Annotated in this window: 14 protein-coding genes; 10 read left to right on the forward strand and 4 right to left on the reverse strand. The window is 72.6% G+C overall.

What is annotated here, in order from left to right; genetic code table 11:
* Nucleotides 1-147: 147 nt before the first annotated feature.
* Nucleotides 148-1,863, reverse strand: coding sequence for a dolichyl-phosphate-mannose--protein mannosyltransferase (locus ACFYXS_RS37025; RefSeq protein WP_389256179.1), 1,716 nt, complete (start codon nucleotides 1,861-1,863; stop codon nucleotides 148-150).
* Between the two features lie 91 nt (nucleotides 1,864-1,954).
* Here ACFYXS_RS37025 and rsmI point away from each other — a divergent pair, with 91 nt between their 5' ends.
* The 7 genes from rsmI to ACFYXS_RS37060 all read left to right on the forward strand — a co-directional run bounded on the left by rsmI (nucleotide 1,955) and on the right by ACFYXS_RS37060 (nucleotide 9,591).
* Nucleotides 1,955-2,848 (forward strand): 16S rRNA (cytidine(1402)-2'-O)-methyltransferase, encoded by an 894-nt coding sequence (rsmI, locus tag ACFYXS_RS37030; protein ID WP_389256180.1) that lies wholly within the window; start codon nucleotides 1,955-1,957, stop codon nucleotides 2,846-2,848.
* A gap of 190 nt (nucleotides 2,849-3,038) precedes the next feature.
* Nucleotides 3,039-3,437, forward strand: coding sequence for a hypothetical protein (locus tag ACFYXS_RS37035; protein WP_389256181.1), 399 nt, complete (start codon nucleotides 3,039-3,041; stop codon nucleotides 3,435-3,437).
* A gap of 30 nt (nucleotides 3,438-3,467) precedes the next feature.
* On the forward strand, nucleotides 3,468-4,373 hold the full coding sequence (locus ACFYXS_RS37040) for a TatD family hydrolase (RefSeq protein ID WP_389256182.1): 906 nt from the start codon (nucleotides 3,468-3,470) through the stop codon (nucleotides 4,371-4,373).
* 93 nt (nucleotides 4,374-4,466) lie between these two features.
* Complete coding sequence (locus ACFYXS_RS37045) at nucleotides 4,467-5,696, forward strand: ubiquitin-like domain-containing protein (RefSeq protein ID WP_389256183.1); 1,230 nt, start codon at nucleotides 4,467-4,469, stop codon at nucleotides 5,694-5,696.
* A gap of 647 nt (nucleotides 5,697-6,343) precedes the next feature.
* A complete protein-coding gene (gene rsmA, locus ACFYXS_RS37050; protein ID WP_389256184.1) occupies nucleotides 6,344-7,225 on the forward strand; it encodes a 16S rRNA (adenine(1518)-N(6)/adenine(1519)-N(6))-dimethyltransferase RsmA in 882 nt (293 codons plus the stop codon).
* Between the two features lie 64 nt (nucleotides 7,226-7,289).
* Nucleotides 7,290-8,204: a 4-(cytidine 5'-diphospho)-2-C-methyl-D-erythritol kinase gene (locus tag ACFYXS_RS37055; RefSeq protein ID WP_389256185.1), complete on the forward strand. Its 915-nt coding sequence runs from the start codon at nucleotides 7,290-7,292 to the stop codon at nucleotides 8,202-8,204.
* Between the two features lie 82 nt (nucleotides 8,205-8,286).
* A complete protein-coding gene (locus tag ACFYXS_RS37060) occupies nucleotides 8,287-9,591 on the forward strand; it encodes an acyltransferase (RefSeq protein WP_389256186.1) in 1,305 nt (434 codons plus the stop codon).
* 295 nt (nucleotides 9,592-9,886) lie between these two features.
* Here ACFYXS_RS37060 and ACFYXS_RS37065 read toward each other — a convergent pair whose 3' ends face one another.
* Nucleotides 9,887-10,012, reverse strand: coding sequence for a type II toxin-antitoxin system Phd/YefM family antitoxin (locus ACFYXS_RS37065; RefSeq protein ID WP_389256187.1), 126 nt, complete (start codon nucleotides 10,010-10,012; stop codon nucleotides 9,887-9,889).
* Nucleotides 10,013-10,166: 154 nt separating this feature from the next.
* Here ACFYXS_RS37065 and ACFYXS_RS37070 point away from each other — a divergent pair, with 154 nt between their 5' ends.
* From ACFYXS_RS37070 to ACFYXS_RS37080, 3 genes are all read left to right on the forward strand, one after another.
* Nucleotides 10,167-11,957: an ABC-F family ATP-binding cassette domain-containing protein gene (locus ACFYXS_RS37070; protein ID WP_389256188.1), complete on the forward strand. Its 1,791-nt coding sequence runs from the start codon at nucleotides 10,167-10,169 to the stop codon at nucleotides 11,955-11,957.
* Between the two features lie 125 nt (nucleotides 11,958-12,082).
* Nucleotides 12,083-13,666, forward strand: a complete 1,584-nt coding sequence (locus tag ACFYXS_RS37075; protein ID WP_389256189.1) for a PQQ-binding-like beta-propeller repeat protein — start codon at nucleotides 12,083-12,085, stop codon at nucleotides 13,664-13,666.
* Nucleotides 13,667-13,950: 284 nt separating this feature from the next.
* Nucleotides 13,951-14,685, forward strand: a complete 735-nt coding sequence (locus ACFYXS_RS37080) for a response regulator transcription factor (RefSeq protein WP_389256190.1) — start codon at nucleotides 13,951-13,953, stop codon at nucleotides 14,683-14,685.
* Here the strand turns inward: ACFYXS_RS37080 and ACFYXS_RS37085 are convergent.
* Both ACFYXS_RS37085 and ACFYXS_RS37090 read right to left on the reverse strand, forming a co-directional pair.
* On the reverse strand, nucleotides 14,606-14,902 hold the full coding sequence (locus tag ACFYXS_RS37085; protein WP_389256241.1) for a hypothetical protein: 297 nt from the start codon (nucleotides 14,900-14,902) through the stop codon (nucleotides 14,606-14,608). The genes ACFYXS_RS37080 and ACFYXS_RS37085 overlap by 80 nt on opposite strands.
* A 50-nt stretch (nucleotides 14,903-14,952) precedes the next feature.
* Nucleotides 14,953-16,623 (reverse strand): sodium:solute symporter family protein, encoded by a 1,671-nt coding sequence (locus ACFYXS_RS37090; RefSeq protein ID WP_389256191.1) that lies wholly within the window; start codon nucleotides 16,621-16,623, stop codon nucleotides 14,953-14,955.
* Nucleotides 16,624-16,628 lie beyond the last annotated feature (5 nt).

The raw sequence follows: 16,628 nt of genomic DNA on the forward strand, positions 1-16,628 counted from the left end.
GCGGTTCGTCCCCAGGCATGGGCGCTTCACGCGCCGGACGGGCCCCTCGACGGTCGTCCGCCCGGTGCGGCCCGGCCGGGCCGGCGAGCGGTTCGGTCCGCCGGGCCGGTACCCCCGGTGCGGAGGGTCAGGGTGCGCGCGGGCCGGTCAGATCCATGTGTCGAGCCACATCCGCTGCCGCCAGGCGTCCATCGGGATGGTCTGGCCGGTGTAGAGCGGCCAGAAGTAGATGAAGTTGATGGCGATCAGCAGCACGATCGTGCCGGCGCCCATCGCACCCCACATACGGCGTCGCTCGCCCGCGCCCGGTGGGCCGAGGATCGCGCCCAGCATCATGGCCAGGGCGAGGCAGAGGAAGGGCAGGAAGACGACCGCGTAGAAGAGGAAGATCGTGCGGTCCTGGTAGAGGAACCACGGCAGGTAGCCGGCCGCGACGCCGCACGCGATGGCCCCGGCCCGCCAGTCGCGGCGGAAGGCCCAGCGGTACAGCACGTACAGCAGGGCGACGCACGCGGCCCACCACAGGGCGGGCGTGCCGATGCCCAGTACCTCGCGCGCGCAGCCGCCGACGGCGGTGCAGCCGTCCTGGCCCTCCTTGGGGGACTCGTAGAAGTACGAGACGGGCCGGCCGAGCACCAGCCAGCTCCAGGGGTTGGACTGGTAGGTGTGCGGCGAGTGCAGGTTGACGTGGAAGTCGTAGACCTGGGACTCGTAGTGCCACAGGCTGCGCAGCGCCGCCCAGGCGTCGGAGAAGAACCCGCCGTCGCCCTTGGCCCAGGTCCGGTCGTAGCCCTTGTCGGTGGTGAACCAGCCGAGCCAGGACAGCAGATAGGTGCCGAGGGCGACGGCCACCATGGAGAAGCCCGCCCACAGGCCGTCCAGCCAGAACGCGGTGAGCCAGGGGTGGCGGGCACCGGCGACGCGGCGGGCACCGGCGTCCCACAGCACGGTGAGGATGCCGAACGCGGCCAGTACGTACAGGCCGTTCCACTTGGTGCCGGTGGCCAGGCCCAGGCAGACCGCGGCCGCGATCCGCCACGGCCGCACACCCAGCCACGCGAAGGACGCGACGTGGTCGTCCAGGCGGCCCTCGGGCAGCGCCGCCGCCAGGCGGGCGCGGGCCTTGTCGCGGTCGACGAGCAGGCAGCCGAAGGCGGCCAGCACCCAGAACATGACGACGAGGTCGAGCAGGGCGGTGCGGCTCATCACGAAGTGCAGGCCGTCCACCGCCATCAGGCCGCCGGCCAGGCAGCCCAGCGCGGTCGAGCGGAACAGCCGCCGGCCGATGCGGCACAGCATGAGCACCGACAGGGTGCCCAGGACGGCCATCGCGAACCGCCAGCCGAACGGGTTCAGCCCGAAGATCCACTCGCCGGAGGCGATGACCCACTTGCCGACGGGCGGGTGGACGACGTACGACGGCGCCTCCGACAGCGGGATCGTCGGCGGGTGGGCGAGGATCTGGTCGTTGGCCTTGTCGGGCCAGCTGCCCTCGTAGCCGTACTGCAGCAGCGACCAGGCGTCCTTGGCGTAGTACGTCTCGTCGAATATCACCGCGCGCGGTGACCCCAGGTTCCAGAACCGCATCAGCCCCGCGAGGAGTGCCACCAGCAGCGGACCGCCCCAGGCCGACCAGCGGGCCAGCCGGCTCGCGAGCACCGGGCCCAGCCCGAGCGCCGACCAGGCGCGCGTCCCGGGCTCGGGGTACGGCGGGACCAGCCGCTCGCGCAGGCTCGTGCGCGGACGGTCCACGTGGCCGAAGCGGCGCAGCCGCCGCTGCCAGGAGTCCTGCTCCGCGGGCTCGGGGGAGGCGTTCTCGGCGTCCTCGGCCGGGTCTGCCTGCGTAGCGGTGTCACTCGTCACCGGGCCATCGTAGGGAAGCCGCTTGTGGATGCGCTGAGGACCGGGCCATCCGAGGGTCCGGCCGGGTCCGACCGGGTGGGAGACTGGGGCGGTGACCACATCGACCGGACCGGCGGACGCAGGCGTACTCGTGCTCGCGGGCACCCCCATCGGCGACGTCACCGACGCCCCGCCCCGGCTGTCGGCCGAGCTGGTCGCCGCGGACGTCATCGCCGCCGAGGACACCCGGCGGCTGCGCCGGCTCACCCAGGCGCTCGGTGTGACGACCACCGCGCGGGTCGTGTCGTACTTCGAGGGCAACGAGTCGGCCCGCACCCCGGAGCTGGTCCGTGCCCTGGAGGACGGGTCGCGGGTGCTGCTGGTGACCGACGCGGGGATGCCCTCGGTGTCCGACCCCGGCTACCGGCTGGTCGCCGCCGCCGTCGAGCGGGACCTGCGGGTCACCGCGGTGCCGGGCCCGTCCGCCGTGCTCACCGCGCTGGCGCTCAGCGGCCTGCCGGTCGACCGCTTCTGCTTCGAGGGCTTCCCGCCCCGCAAGGCGGGCGAGCGCCGGGCGCGGCTGGCCGAGACCGCGGCCGAGCGGCGCACGCTGGTGTGGTTCGAGGCGCCGCACCGCCTCGCGGAGACCCTGACCGCGATGGCCGAGGTCTTCGGCGCGGACCGCCGCGCCGCCGTCTGCCGCGAGCTGACCAAGACCTACGAGGAGGTCCGGCGCGGGCCGCTGAAGGAACTGGCGGCCTGGGCCGCCGACGGTGTGCGCGGGGAGATCACGATCGTCGTCGAGGGCGCCCCGGAGACCGGCCCGCAGGAGCTGGACCCGGCCGAACTGGTGCGCCGGGTACAGGTGCGGGAGGAGGCGGGGGAGCGGCGCAAGGAGGCGATCGCCGCCGTCGCGGCGGATGCCGGGCTGCCCAAGCGCGAGGTCTTCGACGCCGTGGTGTCCGCCAAGCACGCCGCGGCGACGAACCCACCCACAAAGGGTTAAACACGGCGTCGGCAAAGTACTGTCGTGGGGGAGGGAAAGGCCGTCGGCCGCTAGGTCGGCCTCGCGTCACATACTTCCCAAAACTGGCTCAAGAAAGGGCACCCCCGCTGTCACCGGCGCCTTTGTGGGCGTTCTCTGTAGTGGGAAGTCCCGCTCCGGACGCCTCGTCCGGAGGGCAACAGGAGCTGCCATGAGCGAGACCATCGGAACCGATGGCACGGTTCGTGAGGCGTACGCCTTCGTCTGCATCAGCTGCGGTCGCGGCTGGGAGCAGGCGTACGAGATAGAGCACCACGTCGACGCCCAGGGCCGCGAACTCGTCTGGTACATGGTCGAGGGCAAGCGGGTCCCGTCCCCGCTGACCCGCCCCACGTGCGTCGGGTGCGAGGGCCACAAGGTCCGCATCATGCGGGCCGGACAGGTGTCCGATGTGACCGGTACATGGTCCAGCACCGCGACCGCCGGCCCGCTCCCCTGCGCCGCCCCCCGGCGCCCGGTCGCCGCCGCAACCCCCGCCGAGGGCACCGAGCGCCGCGGCCGGCACTGGTCGCCGCTGCACCTGCTCCACCGCAGGAGGGACCAGGCGTAGCCGTCACGGCCGCCGCCTAGGATCTGGGGCATGCCCCAGAAGCCCGAACGCCAGCAGAAGTACCAGCGCAAGGACGGGTCCGCCACCCCTCCCCTCCCGGAACCGCTCGCGGTCCCGGTGGCGGACTCGCACACCCACCTCGACATGCAGGAAGGCAGTGTCGAGGACGCGCTGGCCAAGGCCGCCTCCGTCGGTGTCACCACCGTCGTGCAGGTCGGCTGCGACGTGAACGGTTCCCACTGGGCGGCCCGCACGGCCGCGGCGTACGACACCGTCTGGGCGGCCGTCGCGCTGCACCCCAACGAGGCGCCGCGGATCGTGCACGGGGACCCTGACGGCTGGTCGAGGCAGGGGGCCCGCGAGGGGGGTGGCAGTGCCGCGCTGGAGGCCGCGCTCGCCGAGATCGACGCGCTGGCCGCGCTGCCGCACGTACGCGGCGTCGGCGAGACCGGCCTGGACTACTACCGCACCGGGCCTGAGGGCGTCGAGGCCCAGCACTACTCCTTCCGCCGCCACATCGACATCGCCAAGCGGCACGGCAAGGCCCTGGTCATCCACGACCGCGAGGCCCACGCGGACGTCCTGCGCATCCTCGACGAGGAAGGCGCGCCGGACACCGTGGTCTTCCACTGCTACTCCGGCGACGCGGAGATGGCCCGGACCTGCGCGGACAAGGGCTACTACATGTCCTTCGCCGGCAACATCACCTACAAGTCCGCCCAGAACCTGCGCGACGCGGTCGCGGTGGCCCCGGCCGAGCTGCTCCTGGTCGAGACGGACGCCCCCTTCCTGACCCCCGTGCCGTACCGCGGTCGGCCTAACGCTCCGTATCTCGTTCCGATAACGGTGCGTGCCATGGCGGAGGCGCGGAAGGCGGCAGAGGACGAGGTCGCGGCGGCGATCGGCGCCAACACGGCGCGCGCCTTCGGTTACTGATCCGCGACACGGGGTCACCACGCAGCGACGGATCGCGACGAATGTCGGCTATGGTCCCGGTTCGGTTCCGACCGGACCCGCCGGAGGTACGTCGTGAGTCATTCGTATGCCGAAGCCGGGCTGTACGGCAGTGGACTGCCGCTGCAACGCCCGGCGCCCGCCGTGGGCGGCCGCGCGGCCGCGCGGATCGCCGCACGCGCGGAGGCCCGCAGGCGCCGCGCGGCCGAGCGCCCCGACGCGCTGGCCAGGCTGCTGCCGCGCGCGCTGGTCGTCGCCGTCCTCGCCGGCGGCACCGGCGCGTACGTGATGGGCGGCAAGGCGGTCGAGCTCTCCGTCGACGGCCAGGTGCGCACCCTGCACACCTACGCCGGGGACGTCGGGGAACTGCTGCGCCGGCAGGGCGTCCGGGTCGGCGACCACGACATCGTCGCCCCCGGCCGGCACGCCGAGCTGCACGACGGCGACAGCGTCGCCGTCCGCTACGGCCGCCCCGTCACGCTCACCCTCGACGGCCGTCCGAAGCGGCTGTGGACCACCGCCCGCACCGTCGACGAGGCCCTGGGCCGGCTCGGCGTGCGCGCCGACGGCGCGTACGTCTCGACCTCGCGCTCCGAGCCGATCGGGCGGCGCGGCCTGGACCTGAACGTGCGCACCGAGCGGCAGCTGACCTTCCTCGTGGACGGCAAGGAACGCACCGTCCAGACCAACGCCGCGACCATCGCCGAGGCCGTGCGGGACGCCGGCATCCGGCTGAGCGGCGAGGACACCACCTCCGCCGCCCCCGACAGCTTCCCCCGGGACGGCCAGACCGTCTCCGTCATGCGCATCCGCGGCCGCAAGGAGACCCGCGAACAGCCGGTCCCCTACGAGGTCGTGCGGCGCGAGGACCCCCAGCTGTTCCAGGGCACCACCGCCGTCGACACCCGGGGCCGCAACGGCCTCCGGCGCGTCACGTACGCCTACCGCACGATCAACGGGGTCCGCCAGAAACCCGAGCCCATCGCCGAGGAACTCGTGCACGAGCCGGTCCAGGAGGTCGTGCGCGTCGGCACCAAGCGCCTTCCCGAGTCCGTCGACGGCGCGGACCACCTCAACTGGCACGCCCTCGGCAAGTGCGAGGCCGGCGGCCGGCCCAACGCGGTCGACTCCAGCGGCACCTACGGCGGCCTCTACCAGTTCGACCGCCGCACCTGGCACGCCCTCGGCGGCAGCGGGCGCCCCCAGGACGCCCCCGCCAAGGAGCAGACGTACCGGGCCAAGCGGCTGTACATCCAGCGGGGGGCGACGCCGTGGCCGGTCTGCGGCCGCAAGCTCTACCGCTGACGCGGGTTGCCGTGGGGCCAGGTTTTTTCCCCGCCCGCCCTCCCGGGTGCCCTGTGAAGTCAGGGTGCCCCGGCGCGCGTTTCGTGGGGTGCCGGGTTCGGGGCCTCCGGGGCTGGCCATTCTGGACAGCACATTTAGGTGCCTCGGGCACCCTGGATCGGTCACTCCGGGTCGTGCACCCAAATATGCTCCACAGTCCAGAACGCCCACCCCTACACCCCCGCCCCCTCAGTTTCGTCATGCGCCTGATCCCCGGTGGGGGGTAGAGACGGCACCGTGCTCGGGCCATTCGTTGGCGCGGCGCTGTCCAGGTGCGCAGCCGTCACTGCCAAACACCTCCCTCCGGGGATCAGGCGCGACAAACAACGGAGGGGGCGGGGGTGCAGGGGTGGGCGTTCTGGACGGTGCGGCATATTTGTGCGCGGTATCCGGGCGGGGATGGGATGAGCAGGTGCTGGAAAGGCGCGTAAATATGCCAGTCCAGGACGTGCAGCCCCGGAGGCCCCGAACCCGGCCCACCCTGCACGCGCGCCGGGGTCACTGACTTCACGGGGCTGGGGGCACCCCCGGCCGAAGGTTGGGGGAGGGAGGGCGGGCGGGGGAAGAGCCTGCCCGGGCGCGAGGTCGGGCGCGGATAGGCTGGAGCGGTGAGCGACACCGACCGTAACGATCATCAGGACGACGCGCTGCTGGGCCCCGGGGACGTGAGGGCGCTGGCCGCCCGGCTGGGCGTGCGCCCCACCAAGCAGCGCGGGCAGAACTTCGTGATCGACGCCAACACCGTCCGCCGTATCGTCCGGACCGCGGACGTGCGGCCGGAGGACGTGGTGGTGGAGGTCGGGCCGGGGCTGGGCTCGCTGACGCTGGCGCTGCTGGAGGCCGCGGACCGCGTGACGGCCGTGGAGATCGACGACGTGCTGGCCGCGGCGCTCCCGGACACCGTCGCCGATCGCCTGCCGGGCCGGGCGGATCGCTTCACGCTGGTGCACAGCGACGCGCTGCGGGTGGCGGAGCTGCCCGGGCCGCCGCCGACCGCGCTGGTGGCGAACCTGCCGTACAACGTGGCCGTGCCGGTGCTGCTGCACATGCTGGCGGCGTTCCCGACCATCGACCGCACGCTGGTGATGGTGCAGGCGGAGGTCGCCGACCGCCTCGCCGCGAGCCCCGGCTCCAAGGTGTACGGCGTGCCGTCGGTCAAGGCCGCCTGGTACGCGGAGGTCAAGCGGGCCGGCGCGATCGGCCGCACCGTGTTCTGGCCCGCGCCGAACGTGGACTCCGGTCTTGTCTCGCTCGTGCGCCGTACCGAGCCGCTGAAGACGACCGCGACCCGCGAGCAGGTCTTCGCCGTCGTGGACGCGGCCTTCGCGCAGCGCCGCAAGACCCTGCGGGCCGCGCTGTCCGGCTGGGCGGGCTCGGCGGCGGCCGCGGAGGAGGCCCTGGTGGCTGCCGGGGTGTCGCCGCAGGCGCGCGGGGAGTCGCTGACGGTGGAGGAGTTCGCGGCGATCGCCGAGCGCGGCGCCCAGCGGTAGCAGAAGGCACAATGGGGGCCGCCGCCGTGCGGTCCCGTCCCGTTCCCCGAGGAGAACCACGCCCGTGACCAGCCGATCCGTGACCGTCCGCGTCCCCGCCAAGGTCAACGTCCAGCTCGCGGTGGGCGGGCCGCGCCCGGACGGGTTCCACGACCTGGCCAACGTCTTCCTGGCCGTGGGTCTGTACGACGAGGTCACCGTCACCCCGGCCGACCGGCTGCGGATCACCGTCGAGGGCCGCGACGCGGACCAGGTGCCGGCGGATGCGAGCAACCTCGCCGCCCGTGCGGCGATCGCGCTGGCTGCGCGGCGCGAGGGTGTGGCGCCGGACGTGCACGTCCACATCGTCAAGGACATCCCCGTCGCGGGCGGCATGGCGGGCGGCAGTGCCGACGGCGCCGCCGCCCTGCTCGCGTGCGACGCGCTGTGGGGCACCGGTGCGGGTCGCGAGGAGATGCTGGAGATCTGCGCGGAGCTCGGCAGCGACGTGCCGTTCAGCCTGGTCGGCGGCGCCGCCCTCGGCCGGGGCCGCGGCGAGCTGCTCACCGCGCTGCCGGTCGGCGGCGCCTTCCACTGGGTCTTCGCGGTCGCCGACGGCGGCCTGTCGACCCCGGCCGTCTACCGCGAGTGCGACCGCCTGCGCGGCGACGCCGCGGTGCCCGACCCCGAGCCGTCCCCGGTGCTGCTGGAGGCGCTGCGCACCGGCGACCCCGTCGCGCTCGCGGCCTCGCTGGCCAACGACCTCCAGGCCGCCGCGGTGTCCCTGCGCCCCTCGCTCGCGGCCACCCTGGCCGCCGGCACCGACGCGGGGGCGCTGGCCGGTCTCGTCTCCGGCTCCGGGCCGACCTGCGCGTTCCTCGCCAAGGACGCCGAGTCCGCGCGGTCCGTCGCCGCCGCGCTCACCGCTTCCGGCACCTGCCGGGCGGTCCGCGTCACTTCGGGACCGGCCGAGGGCGCGACCGTCGTCCGTCAGTCGTAGGTAGATGTACTCAGGCTCTTTGTACGGGAGTTGAGTAGCCCGGCGGTGCCGGGCCCCGGCCGTCCGGCGGCATCGTGGCGGCATGGTGGAGACGAACGCCGCGGCGCTGGCCGCGGCCACGCCCGCGAGCCGGGACCGGTACGTGGACTTCCTGAGGGTGGCATCGCTGGCCACGGTCGTGCTGGGGCACTGGCTGATGGCCGCGGTGACCACCCGCGACGGCGGGGGCATCGAGGTCGGCAACCTGCTGGCCGTGCGCCCCGCCCTCCAGCCGCTGACCTGGCTGCTCCAGGTCATGCCGGTCTTCTTCTTCGTCGGGGGCTTCTCGCACGCCCTGTCGTACCGCTCCGTGGTGCGCGCGGGCGGCGGCTACGCGGCGTTCCTGCGCGCCCGGCTGCACCGGCTGCTGCTGCCGACGGCGGTCTTCACCGTCGTGTGGGGCGCGGCGGCGCTGCTGCTGCCCGTGCCGGACGCCGCGGCGCGGCTGGTGGCGCAGCCCCTGTGGTTCATCGGGGTCTACCTGGGGATGGCGGCCTTCACGCCGCCGCTGCTGCGGCTGCACGACCGGTACGGGTGGGGCGCGTTCGCGGCCCTGTGCGCCGCGGCCGCGGCCGTGGACGTGCTGCGCTTCGCCGCCGGGGTGCCCTTCGTGCCGTTCCTGAACTTCGCCTTCGTATGGCTGGCGGTGCACCAGCTGGGTTTCCTGCGGGCGGACGGGCGGCTGCGCCGGCCCGCGGTGATGGCGGCCGGCGGGATGGCGGCCGCGGCGGCGCTGGTGGCCCTCGGCCCGTACCCGCTGTCCATGGTCGGGATGCCCGGCGAGCGGATCTCCAACATGGCGCCGCCCACGCTCGCGCTGCTCTGCCACGGCGTGTGGCTGGTCGGCGCCGTCGAGCTGCTGCGCGGCCCCGCCGGACGGTGGCTGCGGCGGCCGCGCGTGTGGCGGGGCGTGGTCGCGGCGAACGGCGTCGCCATGACCGCCTTCCTGTGGCACCTCACGGCCATGCTCGCGGTCTACGGCGCGCTGATCGCCCTCGGCAGCGACCTGCCCGCCCCGGCGTCCGGCGCGTGGTGGGCCCAGGTCCCGCTGCGGATCGCCGCGGCGGCGGCCCTGACCGCGGCTCTGGTCGCCGTCTTCCGCCGTGCGGAACGGCCGCCGGCGCCCCGTCCGCCGGCGGCCCCCCGACGGCTGGCCGCCCCCGGTGCCGCCCTCGGTGTGGCCCTCGCCCTCCTCGGCGTCCTCGGGCTGTCGGCGGTCGGCTTCGGCGGCCTCCTCGACGGCCACTCCGCCGTCCTGATCGCCGTCCGCCTCACCGCCCCGGCCGCGATCCTCATGGCCGCCACCGGCTGGGCCCTCGTGGAACGCGCGGGCAGCACCCCGAGGTGAGCGGGCCTCGTATCGGGACGCGGATCCCTGGCCGGATCACGAAACGGTGGCTGCGCATGCCTTGGCACCGACCGGGTCCAGGATGCGCAGGCGCCGGAGTTCGTCCATGGCCTGGTGCTGCCACACGACCGTGTGGGTCACGAAGCCTCCGACTTGCGGTCCTCGTCCTCCGGCGCGGCCATGAATGCGTCATGGGTCATCGGCGGGCCGGTGGGGGCCGATTCGCGGGCCGCCGCCTCCGCTGCCTCCGTCGCGTCCGCCGCATCACGCAGACGCTGGAGCTCCTCCGGTTCGCTTACGGGATCAGGGCGGCGGCGGGTTTGCCGTACTCGCTGATGAGGATGTGTTCGTGCCCATGACGGACTCGGCCGACGAGCTGCCCGAGCTGGTTGCGGGCTTCGACGAGCGGATACGTATCCATGGGAAGACCGTACAGACCTGCGGCTACGTACCTTCGTAGAAGGTCCGATCGGCCGGCGGGCCGACGGCGGACGCCCCGGACCGGTGGGCGGGATCGGGCGGGGGAAGTACCGCACTACTCTGGGAGGTCGTTCTTCCGTATCGACAGGAGTCCCATGGCCGTCAATCTGGTCAACGTCGAGTCCGTCAGCAAGGTGTACGGCACCCGTACCCTGCTGGACGGGATCTCGCTCGGCGTATCGGAGGGCGACCGCATCGGGGTCGTCGGCCGCAACGGGGACGGCAAGACGACGCTGATCCGGATGCTGGCCAAGCTGGAGGGCCCGGACAGCGGGCGCGTGACGCACACCTCCGGGCTGCGGCTGGGCGTGCTGACCCAGCACGACAGCCTGGACCCGGCGGCGACCGTCCGCCACGAGGTGATCGGGGACCGGCCCGACCACGACTGGGCCGGGGACGCGAAGATCCGGGACGTGCTGACCGGCCTGTTCGGCGGGCTGGACCTGCCGGGCTTCCCGCAGGGCCTGGAGACGGTGATCGGCCCGCTGTCCGGCGGCGAGCGGCGCCGTATCGCGCTGGCGAAGCTGCTGATCGCCGAGCAGGACCTGGTCGTGCTCGACGAGCCCACCAACCACCTCGACGTCGAGGGCATCTCGTGGCTCGCGGGCCACCTGCGGGCGCGCCGCTCGGCGCTGGTGTGCGTCACCCATGACCGCTGGTTCCTGGACCAGGTCTGCACGCGGATGTGGGACGTGCAGCGCGGTGACGTCCACGACTACGAGGGCGGCTACAGCGACTACGTCTTCGCCCGCGCCGAGCGCGAGCGGATCGCCGCGACCGAGGAGGTCAAGCGGCAGAACCTGATGCGCAAGGAGCTGGCGTGGCTGCGCCGCGGCGCCCCGGCGCGCACCAGCAAGCCGCGCTTCCGCATCGAGGCGGCCAACGAGCTGATCGCCGACGTGCCGCCGCCGCGCGACAACGCCGAGCTGATGAAGTTCGCCACGACCCGGCTCGGCAAGACCGTCTTCGACCTGGAGAACGTGACCGTGCAGGCCGGTCCCAAGGTGCTGCTGAAGCACCTGACCTGGCAGCTCGGCCCCGGCGACCGGGTGGGCCTGGTCGGCGTCAACGGCGCGGGCAAGACCTCGCTGCTGCGGGCGCTGGCCGACGCGGCCACGAGCGACGGCGAGAAGCAGCCCGCGGCCGGCAAGGTCGCGGTCGGCAGGACCGTGCGCCTGGCCTATCTGTCGCAGGAGGTCGCCGAACTCGACCCCGCGATCCGCGTGCTGCAGGCCGTGGAGTCCGTGCGCGGCCGGGTGGACCTCGGCAAGGGCCGGGAACTGACGGCGGGTCAGCTGTGCGAGAAGTTCGGCTTCACCAACGAGAAGCAGTGGACGCCGGTCGGCGACCTGTCCGGCGGTGAGCGCCGCAGACTCCAGTTGCTGCGGCTGCTGATGGACGAGCCGAACGTGCTCTTCCTCGACGAGCCCACCAACGACCTGGACATCGAGACGCTGACCCAGCTGGAGGACCTGCTCGACGGCTGGCCGGGCTCGATGGTCGTCATCTCCCACGACCGGTACTTCCTGGAGCGGACCACCGACCGCACCTTCGCCCTGCTCGGCGACGCGACGCTGCGCATGCTGCCGCGCGGCATCGACGAGTACCTGGAGCGGCGCCGCGCCGTCGTGGAGGCCGCGGCCCCCGCGCCCGCCCCCGCCAAGCCCAAGGGCGGCGGCGACAGTCGTGCTGCCAAGAAGGAACTGCAGCGCATCGAGCGGCAGTTGGACAAGGTCAGCGAGCGGGAGTCCAAGCTGCACACCGCCATCGCCGACAACGCGACCGACTTCGAGAAGGTCGCCGAACTCGACATGGAGCTGCGTTCGCTGGGCGCGGAGCGCGAGGAACTGGAGATGCGCTGGCTGGAGTTGGCGGACGAGGCGTGACGCGGGAACGGGTGTAGCAGTGCCGTAACGGTCGCCGGGCGCGGGCTCGGAACGGTGTGTCACCGGTGGTACAAAGAGGGTCACCGTCCGCCCCTCGCACGTCTGTGCCCGAAAGGTGTCCGCTGATGTCGCAGCCGCCGCCCCCGCCCGGCCACCAGCCCGGTTTCGGGCCGCAGCCGCCTCAGTACGGTTACCCGCCCCCGCCCCCGCCCCCGCAGCCGAATCCGTACGCCGCGCCGGTCCCGCCGCCGCCCCCGGCCCCCGGTCCGTACGGCCCCAACCCGTACGCGCAGGCGCCGACCCAGCCCGTACCGCCGTACGGCTACCCGCAGTTCCCGCCCCCGCCGCCGCCCCGGAAGGGCAACGGCAAGCTGGTCGCCGTCGTGGCGGCCGCGATCGCGGGGGTCCTCGTCGTCGGCGGCGGTGTGTTCGTGGCGCTCAACGCCGGCGGCGGCCCGGGCAAGCCCGGTACGCCGTCCGACAGCCGCGGCGGCGGCGGCCAGGACGGCCGTGACGGCGGCGCGATCCAGGCGAAGGCGCTGTGGGACAAGGACGGGGCGCGCCCGCCCAAGTCGGAGATCCTGGCGGCGATCCCCGACGCCTGGTTCACCGGCAACGCGGTGGTGAAGACGACGCCCGACGCGGTGCGCTCCTACGACATCGACAGCGGCAAGGAGAACTGGTCGGTCCCGCTGTCCGGCGAGTCCTGCCCGGCCTCGCGCGAGGCGTCCGGGGACCGCGTGGTCGTCACGTACGGCACGGACTGCGGCCAGGTGATGGCGATCGACATCGCCAAGGGCGTGAAGCTGTGGGACAAGCAGCTGCCGGACCAGAACGGCCAGACCTCGCACGACTACACGCAGGTCGCCGTCACCGGTGACACCGCCGCCCTGGCCTGGCTCGGCGGCTCGGTCGGCTACCGGATCGGCAGCGGCGAGGTCCTGTGGACCCCGAAGGCCGGTTCCGACTGCAACGACAAGGGCTACAAGGGCGGTACGAAACTGGTCGCCGTCGTCCAGTGCGGCGGCTACAACGGCGACTACTACGTGCAGGGGCTGAGCGAGAGCGGCCGCAAGCAGTGGTCCTGGCAGGTCCCCACCGGCAGCGACGTGCAGAACGTCCTGTCCACCGACCCGGTCGTGGTCGGGCTGTCGGCCGGTGCGAGCGGTCTGATGACCGATCTGGCGTACCTGGAGGACGGCAGGATGAAGAGCCGCATCTCCCTGGGCGCCGGCGGCTACCAGGGCACGTACGCGGTGTCCTGCCCGCCCAACGGCGAGGCGCACTGCTCCGACTTCGCGATCGACGGCACCACGATCTACCTGCCCACCAAGAGCCACGCCGGCACCGGCGACTCGTACACGCAGACCAACGAGATCGCGGCGCTCGACCTGAGGACCGGCAAGCCCGAGTGGCTGGCGGAGCCCGGCGAGGAGCGCGAGTTGAAGGTCGTCGGCATGAAGGACGGCAAGGTGATCGCCTACCAGCGCAACACCTACGACAAGCCGGGCCGGCTGATCTCCCTCGACCCCGGTACGCGGAAGACGACGGACTTCATGGAACTCCCCGCCGGCGGCAAGGAACTGGAGAACCAGTTCCTGGACGGCAGCTCCTACTACTGGCTCTACAAGGACCACTTCTTCGTCAACCCCGCCAGCATCTCGGCCAACACCAGCCTCACCGGCAAGGCGATCGCGGCCTTCGGCTGATCGATCGATTCCCGAGTATGTACGGTACGGAACGAGCGGTTTCGGGTGAGAAGCAGCCAGGAACGCCGGTCATTTCGGAATTGCTGGAGGCTTCTGGCCGGTAGGGGGCGCGCCACGTCGAACAAGCGTGTACCTTCCCGGGCATGACCCGGGCCCGCTGTGGGCCACTGTGGGTGCACGCGCGGGACGCCGGGCCGTGGCCGCGCTACGGCATGTGAGGGGGGACCGGCTTGGACTCGGTGGGCAGGCCCGCACCGGTCCATGGGGGGATGAGGGGGACGCCCATGGGCGTACGGCTCGTCGTCGTCGACGACCATCGTCTGCTGGCCGAGGCGCTCGCCTCGGCACTGACACTGCGCGGGCACCGGGTGCTCGCCGCGGCCGCGCCCGCCTCGGGCGCGGCCGATCTGGTCCTGAGCCGGGCACCCGAGGTGTGCCTGATCGGCACCGCCGCCCCGGCCGAGCCGGGCGCCTTCGACGCCGTCGCGCGGATCAAGCGCGAGCGGCCGGGGGTGGCGGTGCTGGTCCTGGGACCGGTGCCCAACCCGCGCGGGATAGCCGCCGCGTTCGCCGCCGGCGCCTCCGGCTACGTCCGGCACGACGAGCGGATCGAGGGCGTCGAACGGGCGATGGCCAAGGCCCGGGCGGGCGAGGTCGCCGTGGCCCCCGCGCTGCTCCAGGGGGCTTTCGCGGATCTGCTCAACCCCGTGGTGGAGCCGGACGACGAGGGCACACGGCTGCTTCAGATGCTCACCCCGCGCGAGGTCGAGGTGCTGATGCGGGTCGCGGAGGGGGAGGACACCCGGCTGATCGCCGCGGGCATGGCGATCGCGCCGAGTACCGCCCGTACGCATGTGCAGCGGGTGCTGATGAAGCTCGGGGTCGGGTCGCGGCTGGAGGCGGCCGCGCTGGCCGCCCGCACCGGACTGCTGGACCGCGTCACGCACCGCCCTCCGGGCGGGGTCGTGATTCCTCAGCAGGCGTCTCCTCCGGGGACGGCGGGGGAGGGGGCGGGCTGAGCCTCATCCACAGCAGGAAGGCCAGCCCCAGCAGCAGCATGCCGATGCCGGCCCAGAGGTTGATGTTGATGCCCTGGGCCTTGGCGATGTCGGCGTCGGAGGCGGTGATCCCGGCGATGGTGACGAGCACCCCGTAGACGACGAACAGACCGCCGATGACGCGGCGTACGTCGAACAGCCTCGCGGCGGTGGCCGACTTGCGCTCCAGGCTCCCCATGTCGTCGTGGAATTCGGACTCGTTCCCGTGACTGGTCACGACAGGTCACCTCACAGCGAGAAGGGGATGTAACACAGGGCGGCGAGGACGACCGCGCCCCAGCCCAGCAGGGCGGGCCTGCGGTACCAGGCGTCGTCGCCCTTGGCGGGCGGCTCGGCCATGCCGGGCGAGGTGGTCCCGTAGACCAGGCCGGCCAGCGACTCGGTGGGCTTGGGCCGGGTGAACCACGAGACCACCACCATCACGACACCGCCCACGACGAACGCGGCGATGGCGGAGACGAAGTTGGCGCCCTGGTCGCTGGGGATGGAGATGAGGCCGCCCTTGTAGAACCAGAAGTAGTTGATCATCGCGGCCACGGTGCCGCTGAGCAGGCCCCAGAAGCCGGCCGCCGCGGTCGAGCGCTTCCAGAACATGCCGAGGATGAAGACGCAGAACAGCGGCACGTTGAAGAACGAGAACAGCGTCTGCAGGTAGTTCATGATGTTGCTGAAGGACGAGGCGATGAAGGCCGTGCCCATGCCGATCAGCACGCCGATCGCCGTCACGACGCGACCGGTGGTGACGTAGTACGAGTCCGGCCGGTCCCGCCGCACGTAGCGGCCCCAGATGTCGTACGTGAAGACGGTGTTGAAGGACGAGACATTGGCCGCCATGCCGGCCATGAAGGCGGCCAGCAGGCCGGTGACGGCGATGCCGAGGACACCGTTGGGCAGCAGGTCGCGCATGAGCACCGGGATCGCGTCGTTGTACTGCAGCCCGCTCTCGGTCTTGCCGATGTCCGGCTCCATGACGAGCGCGATCAGCCCGGGCAGCACGACGATCAGCGGGATGAAGATCTTGGGGTACGCGGCGATCAGCGGGGTGCGCTGGGCCGCCGAGAGGTTCCTGGCCGACAGGGCGCGCTGCACCTCGGCGAAGTTGGTCGTCCAGTAGCCGAAGCTCAGCACGAAGCCGAGACCGAGCACGATGGTCAGCCAGTTGGCGCCGAGCGGATTCTGCGAGCCGATCCCGGTGTCCTGCCAGGCGGAGACGAACGCCGGGGAGTGCGTGTCGGTCAGCGAGTCCCGCAGGCCCGACCAGCCGCCGACCCGCTTGAGGCCGACGATGGTGAGCGGGATGAGCGCGGCGAGGATGACGAAGAACTGCAGCACCTCGTTGTAGATCGCCGAGGACAGCCCGCCGAGGGTGATGTAGAAGAGCACGAAGAGCCCGGCGACGACGATGGCCACCCACTGCGGCCAGCCGATCAGCGCCTCCAGCACGATCGCCATCGCGTAGAGGTTGACGCCCGCGATGAGCAGCGCCGAGACCGCGAAGATGATCGAGCTGAGCAGGTGCGAGGACGGCCCGAAGCGGTGCAGCAGGAACTCCGGCACGGAGCGGACCTTGGAGCCGTAGTAGAAGGGCATCATCACCAGGCCGAGGAAGACCATGGCCGGGATGGCGCCGATCCAGTACCAGTGCACGGTGTACACGCCGTACTGCGCGCCGTTGGCCGCCATGCCGAGGATCTCGGTGGCGCCCAGGTTGGCGGCGATGAACGCCAGGCCGGTGACCCAGGCCGGCAGCGAGCGCCCCGACAGGAAGAAGTCCAGGCTCGTCCTCACGGAACGGCGGGCCGCGAAGCCGATGCCCAGGACGACGGCGAAGTAGATCGCGAGGATCGAGTAGTCGAGGGCGTTGGTCGGCAGCCGTAGTCCTTCTGCCAACTGGTTCATGGTGT

The organism is Streptomyces sp. NPDC002574, assembly GCF_042889545.1.
GTDB lineage: Bacteria > Actinomycetota > Actinomycetes > Streptomycetales > Streptomycetaceae > Actinacidiphila.